Source organism: Streptococcus oriscaviae, assembly GCF_018137985.1.
In the GTDB taxonomy this organism is placed as follows: Bacteria; Bacillota; Bacilli; order Lactobacillales; family Streptococcaceae; genus Streptococcus; species Streptococcus oriscaviae.
Genome location: NZ_CP073084.1, coordinates 278134 through 297039, shown reverse-complemented (window position 1 = coordinate 297039; position 18906 = coordinate 278134). Strand labels below are relative to the sequence as shown.

The following is an 18906-nucleotide window of genomic DNA, read 5'->3' as shown; positions in this document are numbered from 1 at the left end:
CATCCACTAGTAACCGCTCTAGTGGATGTTTTCTTTATTTAGAATTTAATGGTGCCTTTTTCAAAGAGAGAGTTAGAACCGTCTGGAGCCTAAACATTCTAATATAAGAAAAAAGAACATAGCCGATAATTAGACTGGCAATCACTACTTCTGCGTGAACCAGCAGCGTTAGAGGAGGCTGAGTTACATATAGCCGACTAACAGCTAACTTTAAGCTAATTGCGGTGCTAACAAAAGGAAAAGTAAAGGCAGAAAACAGTGGAGAAAACCCATTTTTCATCAATCGGTACAAGGAGAATAAAACTAATCCATAGATAACCTGTGATAAACCTACCAGCCCTACTGCTAGAGGAATATTCACCTCATCTGCCAAAGATAAATAGGCGGTTAAGAGAAGGGATGTCGGTGCCGCAAAAATAGCAAGGATTGGGAATTGATTCTCAGGCAGAGGAATGAGAATCAGCCGATACATGACCACCGGTATTAACAGCACATAGGCTATACCGGCTATCAGAAGAGCACTCCAGCCCAGAATCGCTTCCTCGTAGACAGGTGCAGTAACAGCTACCATTGCAAATCCGACATAGACAATGAACCAACTAGGATAGATAAGACTGAGTTTTCTTTGAAATGCAAAGCGTTTAGTAAAGAATACAATATAGAGAAGATAAGCCAAAGCATTGAGATACCACAGCAGGTTCCCGAGCTTGTTTGGCAGAGGCAGGCTGGCTGTCAATAACTGAATAGCCATGAAAAAAGTAGCGAAACAAGAGGCCACCAATGGATTGTGAAACTCTTTTTTTACGGTTTTCCAGTCTTGTTTCAAGCGCGTTCCGACTAGCACTAGACCCAAAATAGCAAGCCCCTGTATAATTGGTTTCAGAGGTGGAAAAAATCCAGCCAAGATATTTGCAAGAGCTACCAAGGCTAATAGTAGACTTGACAAGGCCAGTGGTATACTTTTTATAAACTCCTTCATAAAAACCTCCTCTTTGAAAGCAAGTAAATGATTATCTATCCAATCCTATAGTGCATAAGGCTGCAACTCAGGGTTGATTGGTGTGTTAATTAGATTGTTTGCATAGTTACACAAGGTTGCTAGACTGACTCCGAGGACAACATCTAGGGCATTTTCAGGCGTGTAACCCGCTGCAAACAGGTCATCTAAAACTTCCTGACCAACCTTACCTTTGGATTGGATGACTGCCAGAGTAAATTTGGCAAGTGTATCGAGTTTCGCATCGCTTTCAATCGGAGTTCCCTGTCTAAGTGCATTGAGAACATCCTCAGGCATTTTGATTTGTTTAATAGAAATGGCTGTGTGACCTGCTACGCAAAAACCACAACCATTGGTAACTGCCGCAGTAATTTGAACAACTTCACGTTCTGTTGCAGTCAAGCTGTTGCGTCGGTTAATCGCTCCGACAGTCTGATACGTTTCAAGCGCTGTTGGTGAATTGGCTAATAGACCAATCAGATTGGGAATATAGCCGCCATTGTTCTTTTTTACGGCGGCCAGATTTTCTTTTAAACTTTCTGGTGCTGTTTCGATTGTGTGAATTTTAAATTCTTGTGACATGAGGGATTCTCCTTTTCAATGATTTGCATTAGCCATTTGCTAACAAAATCTATGGTATCAAAAAACGCCTTAAGAAACTAATATATTTTACCTATCTTGGCGATAGGAATAATCTATCAAGTGTCCTAAGAAAGTAATCAATTAAATTCCTCAACTCTTTCTTTTGGATTTTGAGCAATAAAAAACAGTAAACCGATGATTTACTGTTTAGCTAGCATTTGTTTCTCTCAGCTTCTTGCTCATATACAATAATAATGCATCATCGTTGCAACAATTTTCATACGGTGCCAATGGCTTTCCTTTGTACCAAACTCCTGAACCATCAGGGATATAGCCTCGTTTTGCATAGATTCTTTGTGCATTTCCATATCCAGCATGCAGTCCAACTGCTAGTGTTACTTGGTCGCTGTAATGGGAAGCATCATCTTCTGCACAATCTAACAGAATGCTTCCAATCCCTTTATTTTGAAATTCATTGAATACTCTTAAATCCGAAATTTCAGGTAGTTTGTCCTTCCAAGGGCCAGTTTGTGCCTGTAATAGCAAGGTGCAAAATCCGGCCACTTTATGTTTATACTCTGCAACGTATACTTTTCGGATACCCTCTGCTTGTTCCTTAAAATAACCGACATAGGTTTCTATCTCATGATGCCATCCATAGGTTTGAAAGACTTTTATAAATGCTTCGGCATCGGTGGCTATCATTTCTCTTATGATGACATGAGCTTTTTCAAAATATACCTTCATCTTCTTTCTCCTCCTACATGCTCTAATAGCGTCTTTGAAATACTCACTAGTATTAAATCATTTTTAAGGTATTTTTTCTACTGCCAGATTACCTGAAAACAGAATTGATTATACAATTAGTGATGGCTTTGAATATATATACGAAAATCCCACCAAATATGGCGGGATTTTCTATTGTTTAATGATAGGCAAACCTTGATTATTTCAAAGTTACGCTAGCGCCAGCCTCTTCAAGCTTAGCTTTGATGTCTTCTGCTTCAGCAGCGTTAACACCTTCTTTAACAAGTGCAGGTGCACCGTCAACAAGTGCTTTTGCTTCTTTAAGACCAAGACCAGTGATTTCGCGTACAACTTTGATAACGCCGACTTTCTTGTCGCCAGCAGAAGTCAATTCAACGTCGAATGAATCTTTAGTTGCTTCTTCAGCAGCACCAGCTGCAGCAACAGCTACAGGAGCAGCTGCAGTTACACCAAATTCTTCTTCGATAGCTTTTACAAGGTCGTTAAGCTCAAGGATAGTAGCTTCTTTAATTTCAGCAATAATGTTTTCAATGTTCAATGCCATTGTGATTTTCCTCCAAATTTTTTAAATAAAAGTATATAGTTTTTGTAGCCCTAGGCTACCAGTTGACGCATTAAGCAGCGTCTTCTTTTTCTGCAACAGCTTTGACAGCGTATGCAACGTTGCGAACAGGCGCTTGAAGTACAGAAAGGAGCATAGAAAGCATACCTTCGCGGTTTGGCAATGTAGCAAGTGCTTCAATTTCAGCTTTTGTTGAAACTTTACCTTCTACAGCACCACCTTTGATTTCAAGAGCTTCTGCTTTTTTCGCGAATTCGTAAATAACTTTTGCTGGTGCTACTGCATCTTCATTTGAGAATGCAACAGCAGATGGGCCTACGAACAATTCAACAAGTCCTTCAAGACCAGCTTTTTCAGCAGCACGGCGCAAGATTGAGTTTTTGATAACTTTGTACTCAACGCTTTCACCACGCAAGTTGCGACGAAGAACAGTATCTTGTTCAACTGTCAAACCACGCGCATCAACTACTACGATTGATGTAGCAGCTTTCATTTGCTCAGCAACAGCATCCACTAATTCCGCTTTTTTAGCAATAATAGCTTCACTCATTTGTGTGTTTACCTCCGTTTTTATTTTGGGCTAGGCACAAAAAAATCGCACCTAAACCTAGACACGAAAGTACAATACGTTAGAAAAATATTCATTTACGTTTTGTGCCTCGGTAGGATGTTTATGAGTCCAGCTCCCCTACTGTCTTAGGTCAGTTTTTTCAAACCTTAATCATCATACCACAACTCTAACAGGATTGCAAGAATTTTCTTTGGTTTTTTAAAAAAAAGTGAATAGGTGGCAATCGCCACCTATTGTACACTATCTAAAATGTAATCCCAAGCCAAATCATAGCCCTGACGCGTTTCAGATGAAAAGACAACGAAACGATCTGACCTATCAAAATCCAACTTCTTTTTAATAATCGATTCGTGTTTGTTCCATTTGCCGCGAGGGATTTTATCTGCTTTTGTTGCCACGATAATCACTGGGATCTCGTAGTACTTGAGAAAGTCATACATCTGCACATCATCCGCTGTTGGTTCATGGCGCATATCGACCAAACTGACAACTGCTCGCAGGTTGTCACGGTTGGTTAAATACTCTTCAATCATCTTACCCCATTTTGCACGTTCTGCTTTTGACACCTTGGCATAGCCGTAACCAGGCACATCAACGAAACGCAGTTTGTCATCAATGTTATAAAAATTGAGTTGCTGCGTTTTGCCCGGCTTGCTAGAGGTACGAGCTAGATTTTTCCTTCCCAAAAGCGTATTGATAAAAGAAGATTTACCAACATTTGAGCGACCTGCGAGGGCTATTTCAGGGAGGTCATCCTGAGGGTATTGCGCCTTGGAAACGGCACTGAGGAGGATTTGTGCATTATGCGTATTGATCTTCATCCTGAATCCTTTCTTGGCCGATGCTAATCGACGCAGTTTTTCGTAAAAGGAGTCAGCCGGTGAGGTGGCTGACTTCTTGTTTAGGCCGTTTCGAGTAGAGGTTTTTCTATCCCCTTAACCGCATCCTTGGTGATACGAACACGTTTCACATTACTTTGACTAGGCACTTCAAACATGACATCCAACATGGTTTCCTCGATAATGGAGCGTAGTCCACGAGCACCGGTTTTACGTTCAATAGCCTTTTGGGCGATTTCTTCCAATGCATCTTGGTCAAACTCCAACTCTACATCATCGTATGAAAGGAGAGTCTGGTATTGCTTTACAAGAGCGTTTTTAGGTTCAGTCAGAATACGAATCAAATCATCGGTGGTCAACTGATCCAAGGCAGCAAAAACAGGTAAGCGGCCTATCAATTCTGGAATGATACCAAACTTCTGAATATCATCTGCAATAATATGCTGCATGTAGGAATCTTTTTCTTCGATAGCTCGATTGTTTTGGCCAAAGCCGATAATTTTCTCTCCAAGACGCTGCTTGACAATCTCCTCTATGCCATCAAAAGCACCGCCTACAATGAAGAGAATATTTTTGGTATCAACATGTATCATTTCTTGGTTTGGATGCTTACGACCGCCTTGTGGTGGAACGCTGGCAACAGTTCCTTCAATAATTTTCAGGAGAGCCTGTTGGACTCCTTCACCCGATACGTCACGGGTAATGGACACATTTTCACCTTTTTTGGCAATTTTATCAATTTCATCCACATAGATAATCCCTCTTTCTGCACGGTCAACATTAAAGTCTGCTGCCTGAAGGAGTTTGAGTAGGATATTTTCAACATCCTCCCCTACATAACCTGCTTCTGTCAACGCTGTCGCATCCGCAATGGCAAAGGGAACATTGAGGCTCTTTGCAAGGGTTTGTGCCAAAAATGTCTTGCCAGAACCAGTTGGACCAATCATTAGGATATTAGATTTCTGTAAATCTACATCATTCTCATCACGGTTATCTTGGAAGTTAATCCGTTTATAGTGATTGTAAACAGCTACCGCCAAGGCCCGCTTCGCACGGTCCTGTCCAATAACATAGTTGTTTAAAATATTGAGCAGCTCTTGTGGTTTCGGAGTATCAGCCAGGTCTGTCAGGACTTCTTCTGCTAACTCTTCTCGAATAATTTCCTGTGCCAATTCGACACATTCGTTACAAATAAAAACGTTATTTCCTGCGATAATTTTCTTTACTTCTTCTTGATTTTTGCCGCAAAAAGAGCAGTAAATTAGCTCAGGATGGTTGTGTACAGCCATTTTTTACCTCATGTATAATTGATATGTTAGAATAAAAAGCCATAAAAGGCATGGATGCTATTGACTAGATTGGTAAAAGCGTTGAGTATGAAAATCGCTGCCAAGCCATAGCGTTTTTTTTGTAGGGCCTGAATGGAGCAAAGAACACAGACGCCGCATAAAACAGCGGTAAACAGGCCAAATAAACTCTTTTGCATGAACTATTTCTCTCTTTTTTCAAATATTCTAACTGTAAAGTCAACTGGATTTTGCTGGTCTTTTTCTCTCAGCTTGCTGCTGACCTCTTCAAAATCACTCCAGTCAAAATCAGTTGGGAAATACACATCTCCTTCGAATTCCCCATGGATGTCTGTCTTGATGATTTGATTTAAAACGGGTTGAAAAGCGGAGAATATCTGACTTCCACCAATCACATAGAGATTTTTATCCTGTGAATGATACCAGTCCAAGACCTCCTCCAGACTGTGAAAGACAAGGACACGGTCATGATCGACTTGGTAATGTTTATCCTTGGTCAAGATAAGAGAAAGCCGGTTGGGAAGCACGCGCTTTCCCATACCATCAAAAGTAACACGTCCCATCACCATGGCATGACCGCTTGTTGTCTGCTTAAAGTGTTCCAAATCAGCCGGAAGCGACCAAGGCAGCCCTCCGCCTTTTCCAATCAATCCATTCTTATCTTGAGCCCAGATAGCTGTTATTTTTTTAGTCATTTTCTCTCACTTTCTCGTCTACTCATTCTATCAAAAATCCATAAAAAATGCACTTGCCAAGTATAGGCAAGTACGATTTTAATCACTCCACAGTCAAGGGCATTGACTATCAAGGCTTAGATTGCTAGATCAAATTTCAACTGCGGTTTAACCGGTTCATAATCTACTAATTCAAAATCTTCCGGCCTGATATCAAAGAAATTGGTACCGTCTGGAACGTTTAGAAGCAACTGAGGTGCTACTTCTGACGGAGTTCTACGGAGCAATTCTTCGGCCTGCTCAAACTGGTTATCGTAGATATGGAGATTGTTGATGAAGTAGAAAAACTTTCCAACCTTCCAACCAAAATGCTTGGCAATCATCATTTGAAGGGCTACATATTGCATGGCATTGATATGATGAGCTACTAGCATATCATTTGAACGTTGGGTCAAGGTCGCATCCAGATAAATCTCCCCATCCACCCGTCGAACATCGAACATGGTCTGAAAGGCACATGGTAAGAGACCTGCCGATTCTTCAAAGGCTTGGTAGTCCCAGAGAGAAATCACATTGCGGCGATTCCATGGATTTTCTTCCAGTTGCTTCAAAATCTTGGAAATAATATCGTGTTTTTTAACGATTGCCCCGTAGCGTTCTCCGATGGTTCCTGTTTCTTCCACTTCCCAGTCATTCCAATAGGTCACCTTGTACTTATCATTGAGAACTGACAGGTCATTGGTCTGGTCTTGGTAAATCCAGAAAACCTCTTTGATGGCATTTTTTATCGGAATTGGACGCAATGTGGTGATGGGAAACTCGCCCTTGGACAAGTCATACTCAGCAAAGGCGCCCGTAATGTACTTGGAATTAGCGATATTTCCATCTTTATAACGCGGGCGAGCATTCTCCGAAAAAACGCCCTCTTCCATAATCTTGCGAATGTTTTCTTTGAAAATAATATCTGCTTTTGTCATGGTTTTAGTATAGCATAAAGAAGAAGGTTTGTCTTAAAAAAGTTATGGCAATGCGGCCAAGACTAAGAAAAGCAGAGTCGCCTCTGCTTTCATGATTTATTTCAAAACCAATGATGCTGCTCCTAAGACACCGGCATCATTTCCCAAGGTTGCTAGTACCAACTGGGTGCTTTCTTTGATTTGTGGGAAGCTATTTTCAGCAAAGACCTTGCGTACGCCTTCCAATAAGAAATCACCAGCGGCTGATACTCCGCCACCAAGTACGATATAGGCTGGGTTCAATACAGCCGCAATGTTGGCACAGGCTACACCAAGATAGTCAGAGAAATGACGGTAGACAATCAAAGCTAGATCGTCCCCTTCTTTTGCCAAGTCAAAGACATCTTTAGCAGTCACATCTTGACCATCATCAATCATTTGTTTGAGTTTGGCATCCCCAGCATATTCTTCCGCATAACGGCGGGTCAAGTTGACGATACCTGTTGCGGAAGCAACGGTTTCCAGACAGCCCATCTTCCCGCAGGTGCAGGCAAATGGAGCGTCAAAATCAACAGTGATATGTCCTAGTTCACCGCCTGCTCCCTTGACACCGCGAATCAAGTTACCAGAAGCGATTACTCCGCCACCAACACCTGTTCCCAGAGTCATGAAAACAACGTCAGGATTATTCTCGCCAGCTCCAACCCACTGCTCACCGAGAGCTGCTACGTTGGCATCGTTGTCGATAAAGAAAGGCAAACCAAGCTCGGCCTCAAACTGTTCTTTGACCAGCTGCAAGGTCTTCCAGTTAAGGTTGTAAGCTCCGATAACCGTACCCGCTGTGCTATCAACCACACCAGGAGAGCCCATACCGATTCCTAAGAAATCGTCCTTGGTCAGACCGTGTGTTTCAAAACGATGTTTGATACTTTCAATAATATCAGGCACAATATGGCTGCCCTCATCCAAAATATTGGTCTTGATAGACCATTTTTCCTGAATCTCACCTGCTGTGGTCAAAATCGCCAACTTGACAGATGTACCACCGAGGTCAATACCGATAATTTTTTTTGACATAGTTCTTCTCCTCAAATCCATTTTTTCCATTATACCACAATGCAAAGGTTTGCGTAAAGCCTTTTCATAGATTTATAGGAAGAAAAAAAGAATGCCCTATCTAAACAGATAGAGCAAAATTAAAAATTGAATATGTAAGACAAAACGCCCGAAGGAAAACAGCATCACTATGGTAAAATTGCTCCCTTCCTTGCTACCATTATAGAGGAACAAGGTGGAAATAAAAGTAAATCCAAGGGCAAAACCTACCATCTGCAAGGCATGGTAAGACTGACTATAAAAATACAGCGTAACCGCAAGCAAAATCATGGATAAAACCGTCAGAATCAAACGAAGAGCATTCATCTTTTTGGTCTTAATATAACTAAATAAGGCCGCTCCCAAGGTCACCAACAGATAAATTCCCATATAGGACATGACAAGAACTTTCATCTAGCCCTCCAATTCACTCAAATACTCGTAGCGCTCGTATTTTTCTAAGAGCAAGTTATTTTTTTCATCCAACTCTCTCTGCAGATCGGATAGTCTGGTAAAGTCACTGCCACAGGTCAGCATCTCCGCTTCAATGGCTTCAATTCGCTCCTCAAGACCAGCAATATCCTCTTCAATGGTCGCCCACTCCTGCTTTTCAAAATAGGACATCCGCTTCTTGTTCTCTCTTATCTTCTCAGTTTTCTCCTTTGGTTTTTCTGGAGAAATAGCAGAGCTGGAAGCCAGGAAGGCTTTTTCATCCAGATAGTCCGTGTAATTGCCGAAGAAAGTTTGGATGCCATCATCCTCAAAAGCCAGAATTTTGGTCGCAACCTTGTCTAAGAAATAGCGGTCGTGGCTGACGGTGATGACTGGTCCAGCAAAGCCCTGTAAGAAATGCTCCAGCACTGTCAAAGTCGCTATGTCTAGGTCATTGGTCGGCTCGTCCAGCAAAAGAACATTGGGGCGTTCCAAAAGAATTTTCAGCAGATAGAGGCGCTTTTTCTCTCCACCTGACAATTTCTCGATGAGGGTACCGTGGGTGTTGCGTGGGAAGAGGAATTGCTCCAAGAGTTCGGCAATGGAAACCATACCTGAACTGGTCTTGGCCTCTTCTGCTACTTCTTGTAAGAAATTGATGACCCGCTTGCTCTCATCCAACCCCTTGATGGTCTGAGAGAAATAACCGATGCGGATAGTTTCACCAATCTCCAGCTTTCCGCTGTCGGCCTGCATCTCGCCTGCTATCAAATTTAGCAGAGTTGATTTGCCTTTTCCATTGTCACCAACAATCCCGATTCGATCCTTGTTTTGGACGAGGAGATTAAAATCCGTCAAAATCGGCTTGTCTGGATAAGAAAAGCTAACATGTTCAAAGTTGATGACCTTTTTACCAATCCGGGAGGTCTCAAAGTTGATGTCTAACTCGCTGTCATCTACCTTGTGGGCTAAATCGCCCTTCAAGTCATGGAAACGATTGATACGAGCCTGTTGCTTGGTAGCACGAGCCTGTGGCTGACGACGCATCCAAGCCAGTTCCTGCTTATAGAGCTGTTCTTTCTTGTGACGGAGGGCTGCATCGCGTTCGTCTTGTTCGGCTTTCAAGCGCACATAGTCTTGGTAGTTGCCTTGGTACTCGGTCAAGTTAGCGCGGTCCAGTTCAAAGATCCGTGTCGCCACATTGTCTAAGAAATAACGGTCATGGGTAATGAAAAGAACGGACTTCTTGGTATTTTTCAAGAAGGCGGTTAGCCACTCAATGGTTTCAATATCCAAATGGTTGGTCGGTTCATCAAGCAGCAAGAGATCCGCATTCCCTAAAAGAACCTGAGCCAATTGCACCCGTCTACGCAAACCGCCAGACAGCTCTGCTACTGTTTTGTTAAGGTCTGTTAAACCTAATTTGGATAAGACCGTCTTGACTTGACTTTCAATCTCCCAAGCGTTGAGGGCATCCATTTCAGCCATCACTTTTTCAAGACGGGTTTGGCTGGTATCGCCATAATGGGTTAAAAGCAACTCATATTCACGGATAAGCTGGATTTCTCGCAAATCAGAAGACAAAACTGTATCTAAAACGGTTTTACTCTCATCAAAATTTGGTTCCTGTGTCAAATAAGCAAACGTATAGGTGCTTTTACTGTGAAAGGGCGATACATCTCCGTCAAATCCGACACGACCAGACAAGACGTCCAATAGAGTGGTCTTCCCCGTTCCGTTGACTCCGATAATTCCAATGCGATCGCCTTTGTGAATGATGAAAGAGAGATCCGAAAAGACTGTCTTATCACCGACTGACTTGGTAAGGTGTTCAACGATAAAATCACTCATTTTCTAACTTCCCTTTCACAAATGTCAAGATTGCTTCTGATTCATTGGCTAGATGGCCTTCAACAATCTGGTATTCAACCTGTTTGAGAAGACTGCCCAAAACTGGTCCCGGTTTGAGAGCAAACTCTTTCATGATGTGGCCGCCGTTCACCACAATTTCATGCTTATCATGAATCGTCAAAGCTTGGTCAATCCGATCAATTTGCTCAAAATCTGTCGCCAAACCTTGAGCCTGACGGAGTTCTTCTACCAAGTAGAGCAAGTCTTTTCCGTATTGGAAGCAGATTTGCTTGGTGATGGGGCCTGTTTGGCGGTGATGATAAATATCGACCAACTTGACAACTGTGCGTTGAAAATCGTTGCTGGTCTTCCATTTCTTCAAGAAGGACTTGATGTTATCGATACCCAAGCAGACAAAGAGCATGGCCCAAGCTTGTTCAGAACTTGAAAAGCGGAAATTCTCTCCTAGGCTGGTCAGCATGCTTGCTAACTGCTCTCCCTTTCCTGCTAGGTCTGGCAGAAAGTTGTAGGCTTTTGAATCAATCATAGCGCGTAAGCCTTTTCTCCAATGCTTCGTTGTTAACAGTTTGTCAAATTCAATGAAAATTCGCTCTACTGATATTTTCTCTAAAAGCGGAGCGGTTTCTACCATTGCCTGAAATGTTTCGGGTTCAATGGTGAAATCCAAACTGGCTGCAAAACGAAAACCGCGCATGATACGGAGGGCGTCCTCATTAAAACGCTCAGAAGGCACTCCGACCGCACGCAAAGTGCGGTTTTCCAAGTCTGTCAGTCCATCAAAAAGGTCAACAATGCGGGCCTCTTCATCAAGGGCAAAGGCGTTGACTGTGAAATCGCGTCGCCTCAAATCTTCTTCTAGAGAGCGCACAAAAGCAACCTGACTAGGCCTGCGAAAATCAACATAGACATCTTCTGTCCGAAAAGTGGTAATTTCGTACTCTCGCCCACCTTCCAAAACCAATACCGTTCCATGTTCGATACCGACATCAATAGTCCGAGGAAAAATGGTTTTTGTTTCTTGAGGATAGCTGGATGTGGCAATGTCTACATCATGTATAGACCTGCCAAGAATAGCATCTCGGACAGACCCGCCGACAAAATAAGCTTCAAAACCAGCGGCTTTAATTTTCGATAAAATCGGTAAAGCCTCCTGAAATTCAGAAGGCAAAACAGTTAATTTCATAGTAAATGTTCCAACCCATAAACGAGCTTTTCTCGTTTAACTACTTCTTTAATTCCGAGATTCACGCCACTCATAAAAGAAACACGATCGTAGGAATCATGACGAATGGTCAAGCCTTCACCTTGGGCACCAAAGATGACTTCTTGATGAGCGACAAGACCAGGTAAACGTACTGAATGAATACGGAAACCATCAAATTCTGCACCGCGTGCTCCAGCCATCAATTCTTCTTCATCTGCTGCACCTTGAACCTGTGTTTGGCGCACTTGAGAAATCAATTCTGCTGTTTTTACAGCTGTTCCGCTCGGCGCATCTTTTTTCTTGTCATGGTGCAATTCGATAATTTCAAGATTTGGGAAATACTTGGCTGCCTGTGCTGCAAATTGCATGAGCAAGATAGCGCCAATAGCAAAGTTAGGAGCAATCAAGCCACCCAGGCCTTTTTCGGCTGAAAGTGCGGTTAGTTCTTCAATTTCCTCTGGAGTAAAACCTGTTGTTCCAACCACAGGTGCAAACCCATTTTCCAGTGCGAAGCGCGTGTTTTCATAGGCAAACTTAGGTGTGGTAAAATCCACCCAGACATCTGCATCAAGCTGCGCTACTTCTTCTTTTGTCTTAAAAACTGGCACACCGTCCATTTCTGTTTCGGTTGCAAAAGGGTCTACTAGGGCAGTTAAGGTCAACTCTGCATCTTCCTTGACCATAGCAACAGCTGTTGAGCCCATTTTCCCTTTAAAGCCAGCAATAATAACTCGAATGGACATGTTTACCTCCTAATCAATGATGGGAGAAATCCCAAAGGCGACAGCTCCTTCACCCAAATGGGTGCCGATAACCGAGCCAAAACTTACGACGGGAAGATCAGTTGCAATGCCTGTTTCCTCAAGGCTCCGCTTGAAATTCTCGGCTTTCTCAGGTGCGTTTGCATGGATGATGGCAATCTGATACTGACCATCCTTGGTTTGCTCCTGAAGGATTTCGAGAAGCCGTTTCACCGCCTTCTTCTCGGTCCGGACTTTCTCATAAACTTCAATCTTTCCTTCTCCAGTGAAATAAAGGATAGGTTTGATGCTGAGGAGATTTCCGAGCAAGGCCGCGCCATTAGATAGACGTCCGCCTTTTACTAAGTGATTCAAATCATCAACCATGATAAATGCGGTAGTTTTGCCAATCTCTTGATTCAGCTTGGTTAAAATCTCTTCGTAGCCACGACCGTTTTCTGCCCAAGCAAGGACATTTTCAACCATCATTCCCAAAGGAGCGGAAGTAATTTTTGTATCTGGAAAAGCAATACTCAGCCCCTCAAACTCGTCTGCTAAGTACTGAATATTTTGGTAGAAACCTGAAATACCCGAGGATAGAAAGAGTCCAATCGCATGGCTATATCCTTGTTCTACTAAACTGGCAAGGATTTCTTCTAATTCCAAAAGACTAGGTTGACTGGTCTTTGGTAACTCGCTTGAATTAGCCATTTTTTGGTAAAATTCCTCGGCAGTTAAGTTTTCTCCTTCAATGTAGGTCTGTCCTTCAATCGTCACGGGAATAGGAAGAACAAACAAATTATCTCTTTCTAAGGCTGCTGAGCTGAGAACAGCTGATGAATCCGTGATAACTGCTAACTTCATTTTAAAACTCCAAATTTACGCCTGGGGCATCAAAGGCGATTTCTGTTACATCATAAGTCATGCGTTTCAACATCTCCAAAAGTGGTTCTACAAGAATCCGCTTGTCTTCTGCTGAAAATTCTGAGGGCTCCTCAATATAGCAGTTTTTCAAGTGAACGCTTTGACTCATAGCACCCGAAATGACGTGGTATTCTAAGACAATCATAAATCGTAAAATGGTCACCATAGAGGTCCGATTTTCGTCACGGTTCTTCTCAATTAGCTGAAAATCAACCTTCATTTGAGTAGTTGGTGTACCATTTTCCTTTTCCCACTCTAAGTTGCGTGCATCAAAGTGATATTGGTTAACAAACTCTTTATCACGAATAATATCCATATCCATTCTCCTAATAACAATAGTAGGTTTATTATATCATATTTTTATGAAAGATAGAAAAAAACCTTGCCGAGAACAAGGTTTTAAAGGGGTTATTTTGCTTTACGAAGAGCTCCGTAAAGGACACCTGAAACTACCGCACCAACCAGTACAAAGGCGATGTAAAGAAGCGGATTCGTTGTCAAGGCGATAACGAAGATACCGCCATGAGGAGCCATCAATTTGATACCTGCTAGACCAACAAGTGCACCTGCAAGTGCAGAACCTGCGATAAAGCTTGGAATAGCGCGGGCTGGGTCAGCTGCTCCAAATGGGATAGCTCCCTCTGTGATGAAGGACAGACCCATAACGATATTGGTCAAACCTGAGTTACGCTCTTCTTGAGAGAATTTATTTTTAAAGAGAAGGGTCGCTACAAATACTGCCAATGGTGGAACCATACCACCTGCCATAACAGCTGCCATTGCTACTGAACCGCCTTCTGAAACAGTTGCTGCAAGGGTACCTGTACCAAAGACATAAGCTGCCTTATTGATTGGACCACCCATATCAACCGCCATCATACCACCAAGGACAAGTCCTAGGAGAACTGCTGAACTTCCTTCAAGACCTGCCAAGAAATTGTTCATACCAGTGTTGATAGCTGCCATTGGAATATTGACGAAGAACATCAAGAAACCTGTAATCGCTGTACCAAGGAGTGGCAAGAGGAGGATGGCATTTAGACCTTGTAAGGATTTTGGAAGGTTACGCAAAGCATTACGAAGAACAAGAACAACTCCACCGGCAATGAAACCACCAACAAGGGCGCCCAAGAAACCTGATGACACTGCAGCAGGGATTTCAGAAGTTGCAGCTCCGTAAGTAATCTTACCATAAGCAAGACCATTGTTTGCAATAGCACCCGCTACGAAACCTGCGACCAAACCAGGTTTTTCAGCGATTGAGAAGGCGATAAAACCTGCAAGCAGCGGCAACATGAAGCCAAAGGCTGCACCACCGATACTCATAAACATAGATGCAAGTTCATTGTACGAACCAAGGCTGCTGAGGTTTTCGTTTGGAACTCCCAACAGGTTATCAAAGAGGAAGGCAAGGGCAATCAGGATACCGCCACCGATAACGAACGGAAGCATTTGTGATACACCGCTCATCAAGTGTTTGTAGAATGCCTTACCAAGGCTCAGTTTTTCAGTTGTTTCCACGGTAGATGCTCCTTCCTTGGCTACATAGACGCTAGCCTGACCAGACAAAACAGTGTTAATCAATTCTTCTGCTTGTTTGATACCAGCTGCTACTGGACGTGATACCAATGGCTTACCATTGAAGCGAGGCATGTCAACCGCTTTATCAGAAGCGATGATAACACCGTCTGCACGGCTGATGTCTTCTGCAGTCAATTTGTTGCCCACACCTGAAGCACCATTGGTTTCAACCTTGATGTCAATGCCCATCTCTGCTGCTTGTTTTTTAAGTGCTTCTTCTGCCATATAAGTATGCGCGATACCTGTTGTACAAGCTGTTACAGCTACGATGAATGGGCGTTCTCCTGTCGGAGCAACAACTTCTGCCTCAGCCGCTTTGTTAGCTGCTTCTACTGCATCAAAAACAGCTAGTACACCTTCAGGAGAGGATACATTGCGTAGCTTATCTGCAAAATCTGGCTTCATCAAGTACTTAGACAATTCTGCCAAGGCAGCCAAGTGAGTATCGTTAGCCCCTTCTGGAGCAGCAATCATAAAGAACAAGTCCGTTGGTTGTCCATCCAAACTCTCATAATCAACGCCCTTCTTTGACTTAGCAAAAAGAACCGTCGCTTCTTTTACTGCTGCATTTTTAGCGTGTGGCATTGCAATACCATCGCCAAGACCGGTTGTTGTCTGTGCCTCACGATTCATGATGCCCGCTTTAAAAACATCAAAATCCGTTACAATTCCCTTATCAACAAGGTTAGCAATCATCTCGTCGATGACAGCTTCCTTGCTTGTTGATTGTAAGTCAAGAAGCATGACTTCTTTTCTCAAAACGTCCTGAATTTTCATAATTTCTCCACCTCTACTTTTTCATAAGTTTCTTTTATAAATGCCAAGCTTGCCAAATCATCTGAAAAGGCAGTTGCTGTTCCACAGGCCACTCCCCACTTGAGGGCTTCTATCGGATCTTGTGAATGGACAAATTCACCAGTAAAACCTGCCACCATTGAATCGCCTGCCCCTACGGAGTTCTTTACAGTTCCCTTGATGGGTTTGGCAAAGTAAGCAGCCTCAGGTGTTACCAACAAGGCACCATCACCTGCCATTGAAATGATGACATTTTTTGCACCTTTGGCAAGAATTTGGCGGGCGTATTTTTCAACATCCGCAAGCCCATTTAATGTGACACCAAAGATAGCTTCTAGCTCATGGTTATTTGGTTTGACCAAGAGCGGTTGGTGAGCAAGCGAATCCAGAAGGGTTTGACCTTCAAAATCGCAGACAACTTCTGCTCCCGCTTTTTTTGCAACTGGGATGAGTCTATTGTAGACTTGATTGCCCAAACTTGCTGGTGCTGAACCGGCAAAAACAACGGTATCTTCTTCTGTTAATCCTGCTAGGATAGCTTCCAATTCTGCTAGTTGAGCATCTGTCACAACCGGCCCGAGTCCGTTGATTTCCGTTTCTTGGTCGGCCTTAATTTTGACGTTGATGCGGGTATCTTGGTCTACTGCGACAAAGTTTGTCTGAATCCCTTCTGCTAGCAGGCCATCTTTGATGAACTGACCTGTAAAGCCTCCAAGAAAACCTGTCGCTGTGTTGTCGTATCCCAAACGCTTGAGAACCCGACTGACATTGATCCCTTTTCCACCAGCGTACTTGTCGTCGCTGTCCATACGATTGACGCTACCTGTTTCGACTCGTTCCAGTCGAATCACATAGTCAATGGCAGGATTTAGAGTGACTGTGTAAATCATACCTCTATTATCCTCGTTTTCTTTTTCAAAACCTCTAGCAGACCGCTCTCTGCATGATTACAGATTAAACTGGCCCTCTCTACCTCTGCTACCTTGACAAAGGCGAATTGTCCAAATTTGGAACTGTCCACTAAGACAAATGGCTGCTTGGCATTCTCCAGAACTGTCCTCTTGATAGCTGCTTCCTCCATATCAGGTGTCGTCAGGTAGTCCTTATCTACACCATTCATGCCGAGGAAGGCTTTATCAAAGTTGAGTTGGCGAATGTGCGCAACCGCCGACGCGCCAATAGAAGCATCTGTCGATTCCTTGACAAAACCGCCGATAATAATCGTTCTTATCCGCTCTTCTACCAGCTTGACTGCATGGTGAATCGAGTTGGTAACAACGGTCAGATTCTTTTGCCCCAGATGCTCAATCATTAGTTCTGTGGTCGTTCCAGCATCCAAAAAAATCACATCACCATCTTCTATCAATTCAGTAGCTTTTCGAGCAATAGCTCGTTTTTCCTGAATGTTTTTGACAGATTTTTGCTGAATCGATTCTTCCTGCTGCAAATTAGATGGAGCCTCTGCTCCACCATGAACCCGCCGAAGTTTTCCAGATGCTTCCAAGTCATCCAAATCCCTTCGTACTGTTGATTCCGACGTTTGTAACTCATCCACAAGTTCTTCCAATCGAACGAACTGTTGTTCTTTCAGTTTGTCCAAAATAACCTGTTTTCGTTCTGATTTTAGTATGGAAATCACCTCCTGCAATCGTTTACAGTTTCTATTATACACTATTTTCTATCAATGTCAATCAATATCTATCAAAAACCTTCATTTTTCTTCAAAAAAAAAAGAAAACGGACATTTTGGCCGTTTTCCTGACTACTATCATTAAAATAAAGTATCCTCGCTCTTAATCCTTGCTAAGATTGCCGCTTCTTCCTCTGTAAATGCGTAATTAGTCAACAAGTCAGGTCGCCTTTGGTAGGTTTTGCGCAGACTTTGCTCCAATCGCCACTTGCGAATATTCTCATGGTGCCCACTCATCAAGACATCTGGCACAGTCATCCCACGAAAATCGTATGGCCGCGTGTATTGAGGGTATTCCAAGAGACCGGAAGAAAAACTATCATCCTGGTGACTGGCCTCCTTGCCAATCACCTCTGGAATCAGGCGGACAGTCGCATCCACCATGGTCATAGCGGCCAATTCCCCGCCCGTCAAAACAAAATCTCCCAGTGAAACTTCGTCTGTCACCAAGGTCTTAATGCGCTCATCATAGCCTTCATAGTGGCCACAGATGAAAATCAACTCCTCTTCCTGGGCCAATTCTTCTGCAAAAGCTTGATCAAAGCGGCGACCTGCTGGATCCAGCAAGATAACCCGAGGATTTTTGGCATCAATCTTTTCAATGGTATCAAAGATGGGTTGAGCCCGCAAGAGCATGCCTTGACCGCCCCCGTAAGGCTCGTCATCCACATGGCGGGCTTTTTCAGCGTTCTCCCGAAAATTATGGTAGCGAATGTCTAACAAACCCTTTTCTTTGGCTTTACCGACAATGGAGTGTTCCAAAGGAGCAAACATCTCGGGAAAGAGGGTTAAAATATCAATCTTCATCATCCAAACCTTCTAGCAGTTCTACCTGAACCCGCTTGTTTTCCATGTCGACTTCCAAAACAACTGGTGGGATATAGGGCAATAAGAGATCGCGTTTTCCCTTGCGTTTTACTACCCAGACATCGTTGGCTCCTGGCTGCAGGATTTCCTTGATTTGACCGATCAGCTCTTCTCCCTCATACACATCCAAGCCAATAATCTCGTGGTAATAAAATTCCCCTTCATCCAAGTCTGACAAGTTTTCTTCTGCAATTTTCAGGCTAAATCCCTTGTATTTTTCAATATCGTTGATGTGGTACATCCCCTTGAACTTGATAATGTCAAAGTTTTTGGCCTTGCGGTGGCTGGCGATTTCCACATCCATGACAAATTGGTCCTTGTCATTGAAAAGAGCTAGCCTAGCTCCTTTTTTAAAGCGTTCTTCTGCGAAGTCCGTTACAGACAGAACTCGCATTTCACCCTGCAAGCCCTGAGTATTAACAATTTTTCCAACGTTAAAATAATTCATAT

The 18906-nt window shown here is 43.1% G+C and carries 22 protein-coding genes and 1 other annotated feature; all 22 genes read right to left on the bottom strand.

The genetic code is table 11. The annotated features are described in order from the left end of the window. Positions 1 to 34: 34 nt before the first annotated feature. The 22 genes from INT76_RS01440 to rimM all read right to left on the bottom strand — a co-directional run bounded on the left by INT76_RS01440 (position 35) and on the right by rimM (position 18904). The gene (locus tag INT76_RS01440) at positions 35 to 979 is read right to left on the bottom strand and encodes a TDT family transporter (RefSeq protein ID WP_212571397.1); all 945 of its coding nucleotides are present in this window, start codon (positions 977 to 979) and stop codon (positions 35 to 37) included. A gap of 45 nt (positions 980 to 1024) precedes the next feature. After that, positions 1025 to 1579, bottom strand: a complete 555-nt coding sequence (locus INT76_RS01435; protein ID WP_212571395.1) for a carboxymuconolactone decarboxylase family protein — start codon at positions 1577 to 1579, stop codon at positions 1025 to 1027. Between the two features lie 207 nt (positions 1580 to 1786). Further along, a complete protein-coding gene (locus INT76_RS01430) occupies positions 1787 to 2326 on the bottom strand; it encodes a GNAT family N-acetyltransferase (RefSeq protein ID WP_212571393.1) in 540 nt (179 codons plus the stop codon). Between the two features lie 199 nt (positions 2327 to 2525). Continuing rightward, the gene (gene rplL / locus INT76_RS01425; RefSeq protein ID WP_212571391.1) at positions 2526 to 2891 is read right to left on the bottom strand and encodes a 50S ribosomal protein L7/L12; all 366 of its coding nucleotides are present in this window, start codon (positions 2889 to 2891) and stop codon (positions 2526 to 2528) included. Between the two features lie 70 nt (positions 2892 to 2961). Next, a complete protein-coding gene (gene rplJ, locus INT76_RS01420) occupies positions 2962 to 3459 on the bottom strand; it encodes a 50S ribosomal protein L10 (RefSeq protein WP_212571389.1) in 498 nt (165 codons plus the stop codon). A 30-nt stretch (positions 3460 to 3489) separates the two neighbouring features. Next, positions 3490 to 3628: a sequence feature (ribosomal protein L10 leader region), on the bottom strand. An 82-nt stretch (positions 3629 to 3710) separates the two neighbouring features. Beyond that, a complete protein-coding gene (yihA, locus tag INT76_RS01415) occupies positions 3711 to 4301 on the bottom strand; it encodes a ribosome biogenesis GTP-binding protein YihA/YsxC (protein ID WP_212571386.1) in 591 nt (196 codons plus the stop codon). An 80-nt stretch (positions 4302 to 4381) separates the two neighbouring features. After that, positions 4382 to 5608 carry an ATP-dependent Clp protease ATP-binding subunit ClpX gene (gene clpX / locus INT76_RS01410; RefSeq protein WP_212571384.1) on the bottom strand — a complete coding sequence of 409 codons (1227 nt, stop codon included), beginning with the start codon at positions 5606 to 5608 and terminating at the stop codon, positions 4382 to 4384. Positions 5609 to 5634: 26 nt separating this feature from the next. Then, positions 5635 to 5805: a hypothetical protein gene (locus INT76_RS01405; RefSeq protein ID WP_212571381.1), complete on the bottom strand. Its 171-nt coding sequence runs from the start codon at positions 5803 to 5805 to the stop codon at positions 5635 to 5637. A gap of 3 nt (positions 5806 to 5808) precedes the next feature. Next, complete coding sequence (locus tag INT76_RS01400; RefSeq protein ID WP_212571379.1) at positions 5809 to 6321, bottom strand: dihydrofolate reductase; 513 nt, start codon at positions 6319 to 6321, stop codon at positions 5809 to 5811. 116 nt (positions 6322 to 6437) lie between these two features. After that, a complete protein-coding gene (locus INT76_RS01395; RefSeq protein WP_212571377.1) occupies positions 6438 to 7277 on the bottom strand; it encodes a thymidylate synthase in 840 nt (279 codons plus the stop codon). 96 nt (positions 7278 to 7373) lie between these two features. Further along, on the bottom strand, positions 7374 to 8333 hold the full coding sequence (locus INT76_RS01390) for an ROK family glucokinase (protein WP_212571375.1): 960 nt from the start codon (positions 8331 to 8333) through the stop codon (positions 7374 to 7376). A 96-nt stretch (positions 8334 to 8429) separates the two neighbouring features. After that, positions 8430 to 8765 carry a hypothetical protein gene (locus tag INT76_RS01385; protein WP_212571373.1) on the bottom strand — a complete coding sequence of 112 codons (336 nt, stop codon included), beginning with the start codon at positions 8763 to 8765 and terminating at the stop codon, positions 8430 to 8432. Continuing rightward, the gene (abc-f, locus tag INT76_RS01380) at positions 8766 to 10634 is read right to left on the bottom strand and encodes a ribosomal protection-like ABC-F family protein (RefSeq protein WP_212571372.1); all 1869 of its coding nucleotides are present in this window, start codon (positions 10632 to 10634) and stop codon (positions 8766 to 8768) included. Continuing rightward, positions 10627 to 11838, bottom strand: a complete 1212-nt coding sequence (locus INT76_RS01375; protein ID WP_212571371.1) for a CCA tRNA nucleotidyltransferase — start codon at positions 11836 to 11838, stop codon at positions 10627 to 10629. The genes abc-f and INT76_RS01375 overlap by 8 nt, the downstream gene beginning before the upstream one ends. Next, complete coding sequence (dapB, locus tag INT76_RS01370; RefSeq protein WP_212571369.1) at positions 11835 to 12602, bottom strand: 4-hydroxy-tetrahydrodipicolinate reductase; 768 nt, start codon at positions 12600 to 12602, stop codon at positions 11835 to 11837. Before dapB ends, INT76_RS01375 begins: the two co-directional genes overlap by 4 nt. Positions 12603 to 12611: 9 nt before the next feature. Continuing rightward, positions 12612 to 13463, bottom strand: coding sequence for a DegV family protein (locus INT76_RS01365; RefSeq protein ID WP_212571366.1), 852 nt, complete (start codon positions 13461 to 13463; stop codon positions 12612 to 12614). Position 13464: 1 nt separating this feature from the next. Continuing rightward, entirely contained in the window at positions 13465 to 13839 is a 375-nt protein-coding gene (locus INT76_RS01360; RefSeq protein WP_212571364.1) for a DUF1149 family protein, read from the bottom strand. A 92-nt stretch (positions 13840 to 13931) separates the two neighbouring features. Further along, positions 13932 to 15881: a PTS fructose transporter subunit IIABC gene (locus tag INT76_RS01355; protein ID WP_212571362.1), complete on the bottom strand. Its 1950-nt coding sequence runs from the start codon at positions 15879 to 15881 to the stop codon at positions 13932 to 13934. Continuing rightward, positions 15878 to 16789 (bottom strand): 1-phosphofructokinase, encoded by a 912-nt coding sequence (gene pfkB / locus INT76_RS01350; protein WP_212571360.1) that lies wholly within the window; start codon positions 16787 to 16789, stop codon positions 15878 to 15880. Before pfkB ends, INT76_RS01355 begins: the two co-directional genes overlap by 4 nt. Further along, on the bottom strand, positions 16786 to 17535 hold the full coding sequence (locus INT76_RS01345; protein ID WP_212572984.1) for a DeoR/GlpR family DNA-binding transcription regulator: 750 nt from the start codon (positions 17533 to 17535) through the stop codon (positions 16786 to 16788). The genes pfkB and INT76_RS01345 overlap by 4 nt, the downstream gene beginning before the upstream one ends. 135 nt (positions 17536 to 17670) lie before the next feature. Further along, a complete protein-coding gene (trmD, locus tag INT76_RS01340; RefSeq protein ID WP_212571358.1) occupies positions 17671 to 18399 on the bottom strand; it encodes a tRNA (guanosine(37)-N1)-methyltransferase TrmD in 729 nt (242 codons plus the stop codon). Beyond that, positions 18386 to 18904: a ribosome maturation factor RimM gene (gene rimM / locus INT76_RS01335; protein WP_212571356.1), complete on the bottom strand. Its 519-nt coding sequence runs from the start codon at positions 18902 to 18904 to the stop codon at positions 18386 to 18388. Before rimM ends, trmD begins: the two co-directional genes overlap by 14 nt. Positions 18905 to 18906: the final 2 nt, after the last annotated feature.

Bases quoted from the DNA above. Each gene is read 5' to 3' on its own strand.
- INT76_RS01440 (WP_212571397.1), bottom strand. From the start codon at position 979: ATGAAGGAGTTTATAAAAAGTATACCACTGGCCTTGTCAAGTCTACTA.
- INT76_RS01435 (WP_212571395.1), bottom strand. From the start codon at position 1,579: ATGTCACAAGAATTTAAAATTCACACAATCGAAACAGCACCAGAAAGT.
- INT76_RS01430 (WP_212571393.1), bottom strand. From the start codon at position 2,326: ATGAAGGTATATTTTGAAAAAGCTCATGTCATCATAAGAGAAATGATA.
- rplL (WP_212571391.1), bottom strand. From the start codon at position 2,891: ATGGCATTGAACATTGAAAACATTATTGCTGAAATTAAAGAAGCTACT.
- rplJ (WP_212571389.1), bottom strand. From the start codon at position 3,459: ATGAGTGAAGCTATTATTGCTAAAAAAGCGGAATTAGTGGATGCTGTT.
- yihA (WP_212571386.1), bottom strand. From the start codon at position 4,301: ATGAAGATCAATACGCATAATGCACAAATCCTCCTCAGTGCCGTTTCC.
- clpX (WP_212571384.1), bottom strand. From the start codon at position 5,608: ATGGCTGTACACAACCATCCTGAGCTAATTTACTGCTCTTTTTGCGGC.
- INT76_RS01405 (WP_212571381.1), bottom strand. From the start codon at position 5,805: ATGCAAAAGAGTTTATTTGGCCTGTTTACCGCTGTTTTATGCGGCGTC.
- INT76_RS01400 (WP_212571379.1), bottom strand. From the start codon at position 6,321: ATGACTAAAAAAATAACAGCTATCTGGGCTCAAGATAAGAATGGATTG.
- INT76_RS01395 (WP_212571377.1), bottom strand. From the start codon at position 7,277: ATGACAAAAGCAGATATTATTTTCAAAGAAAACATTCGCAAGATTATG.
- INT76_RS01390 (WP_212571375.1), bottom strand. From the start codon at position 8,333: ATGTCAAAAAAAATTATCGGTATTGACCTCGGTGGTACATCTGTCAAG.
- INT76_RS01385 (WP_212571373.1), bottom strand. From the start codon at position 8,765: ATGAAAGTTCTTGTCATGTCCTATATGGGAATTTATCTGTTGGTGACC.
- abc-f (WP_212571372.1), bottom strand. From the start codon at position 10,634: ATGAGTGATTTTATCGTTGAACACCTTACCAAGTCAGTCGGTGATAAG.
- INT76_RS01375 (WP_212571371.1), bottom strand. From the start codon at position 11,838: ATGAAATTAACTGTTTTGCCTTCTGAATTTCAGGAGGCTTTACCGATT.
- dapB (WP_212571369.1), bottom strand. From the start codon at position 12,602: ATGTCCATTCGAGTTATTATTGCTGGCTTTAAAGGGAAAATGGGCTCA.
- INT76_RS01365 (WP_212571366.1), bottom strand. From the start codon at position 13,463: ATGAAGTTAGCAGTTATCACGGATTCATCAGCTGTTCTCAGCTCAGCA.
- INT76_RS01360 (WP_212571364.1), bottom strand. From the start codon at position 13,839: ATGGATATTATTCGTGATAAAGAGTTTGTTAACCAATATCACTTTGAT.
- INT76_RS01355 (WP_212571362.1), bottom strand. From the start codon at position 15,881: ATGAAAATTCAGGACGTTTTGAGAAAAGAAGTCATGCTTCTTGACTTA.
- pfkB (WP_212571360.1), bottom strand. From the start codon at position 16,789: ATGATTTACACAGTCACTCTAAATCCTGCCATTGACTATGTGATTCGA.
- trmD (WP_212571358.1), bottom strand. From the start codon at position 18,399: ATGATGAAGATTGATATTTTAACCCTCTTTCCCGAGATGTTTGCTCCT.
- rimM (WP_212571356.1), bottom strand. From the start codon at position 18,904: ATGAATTATTTTAACGTTGGAAAAATTGTTAATACTCAGGGCTTGCAG.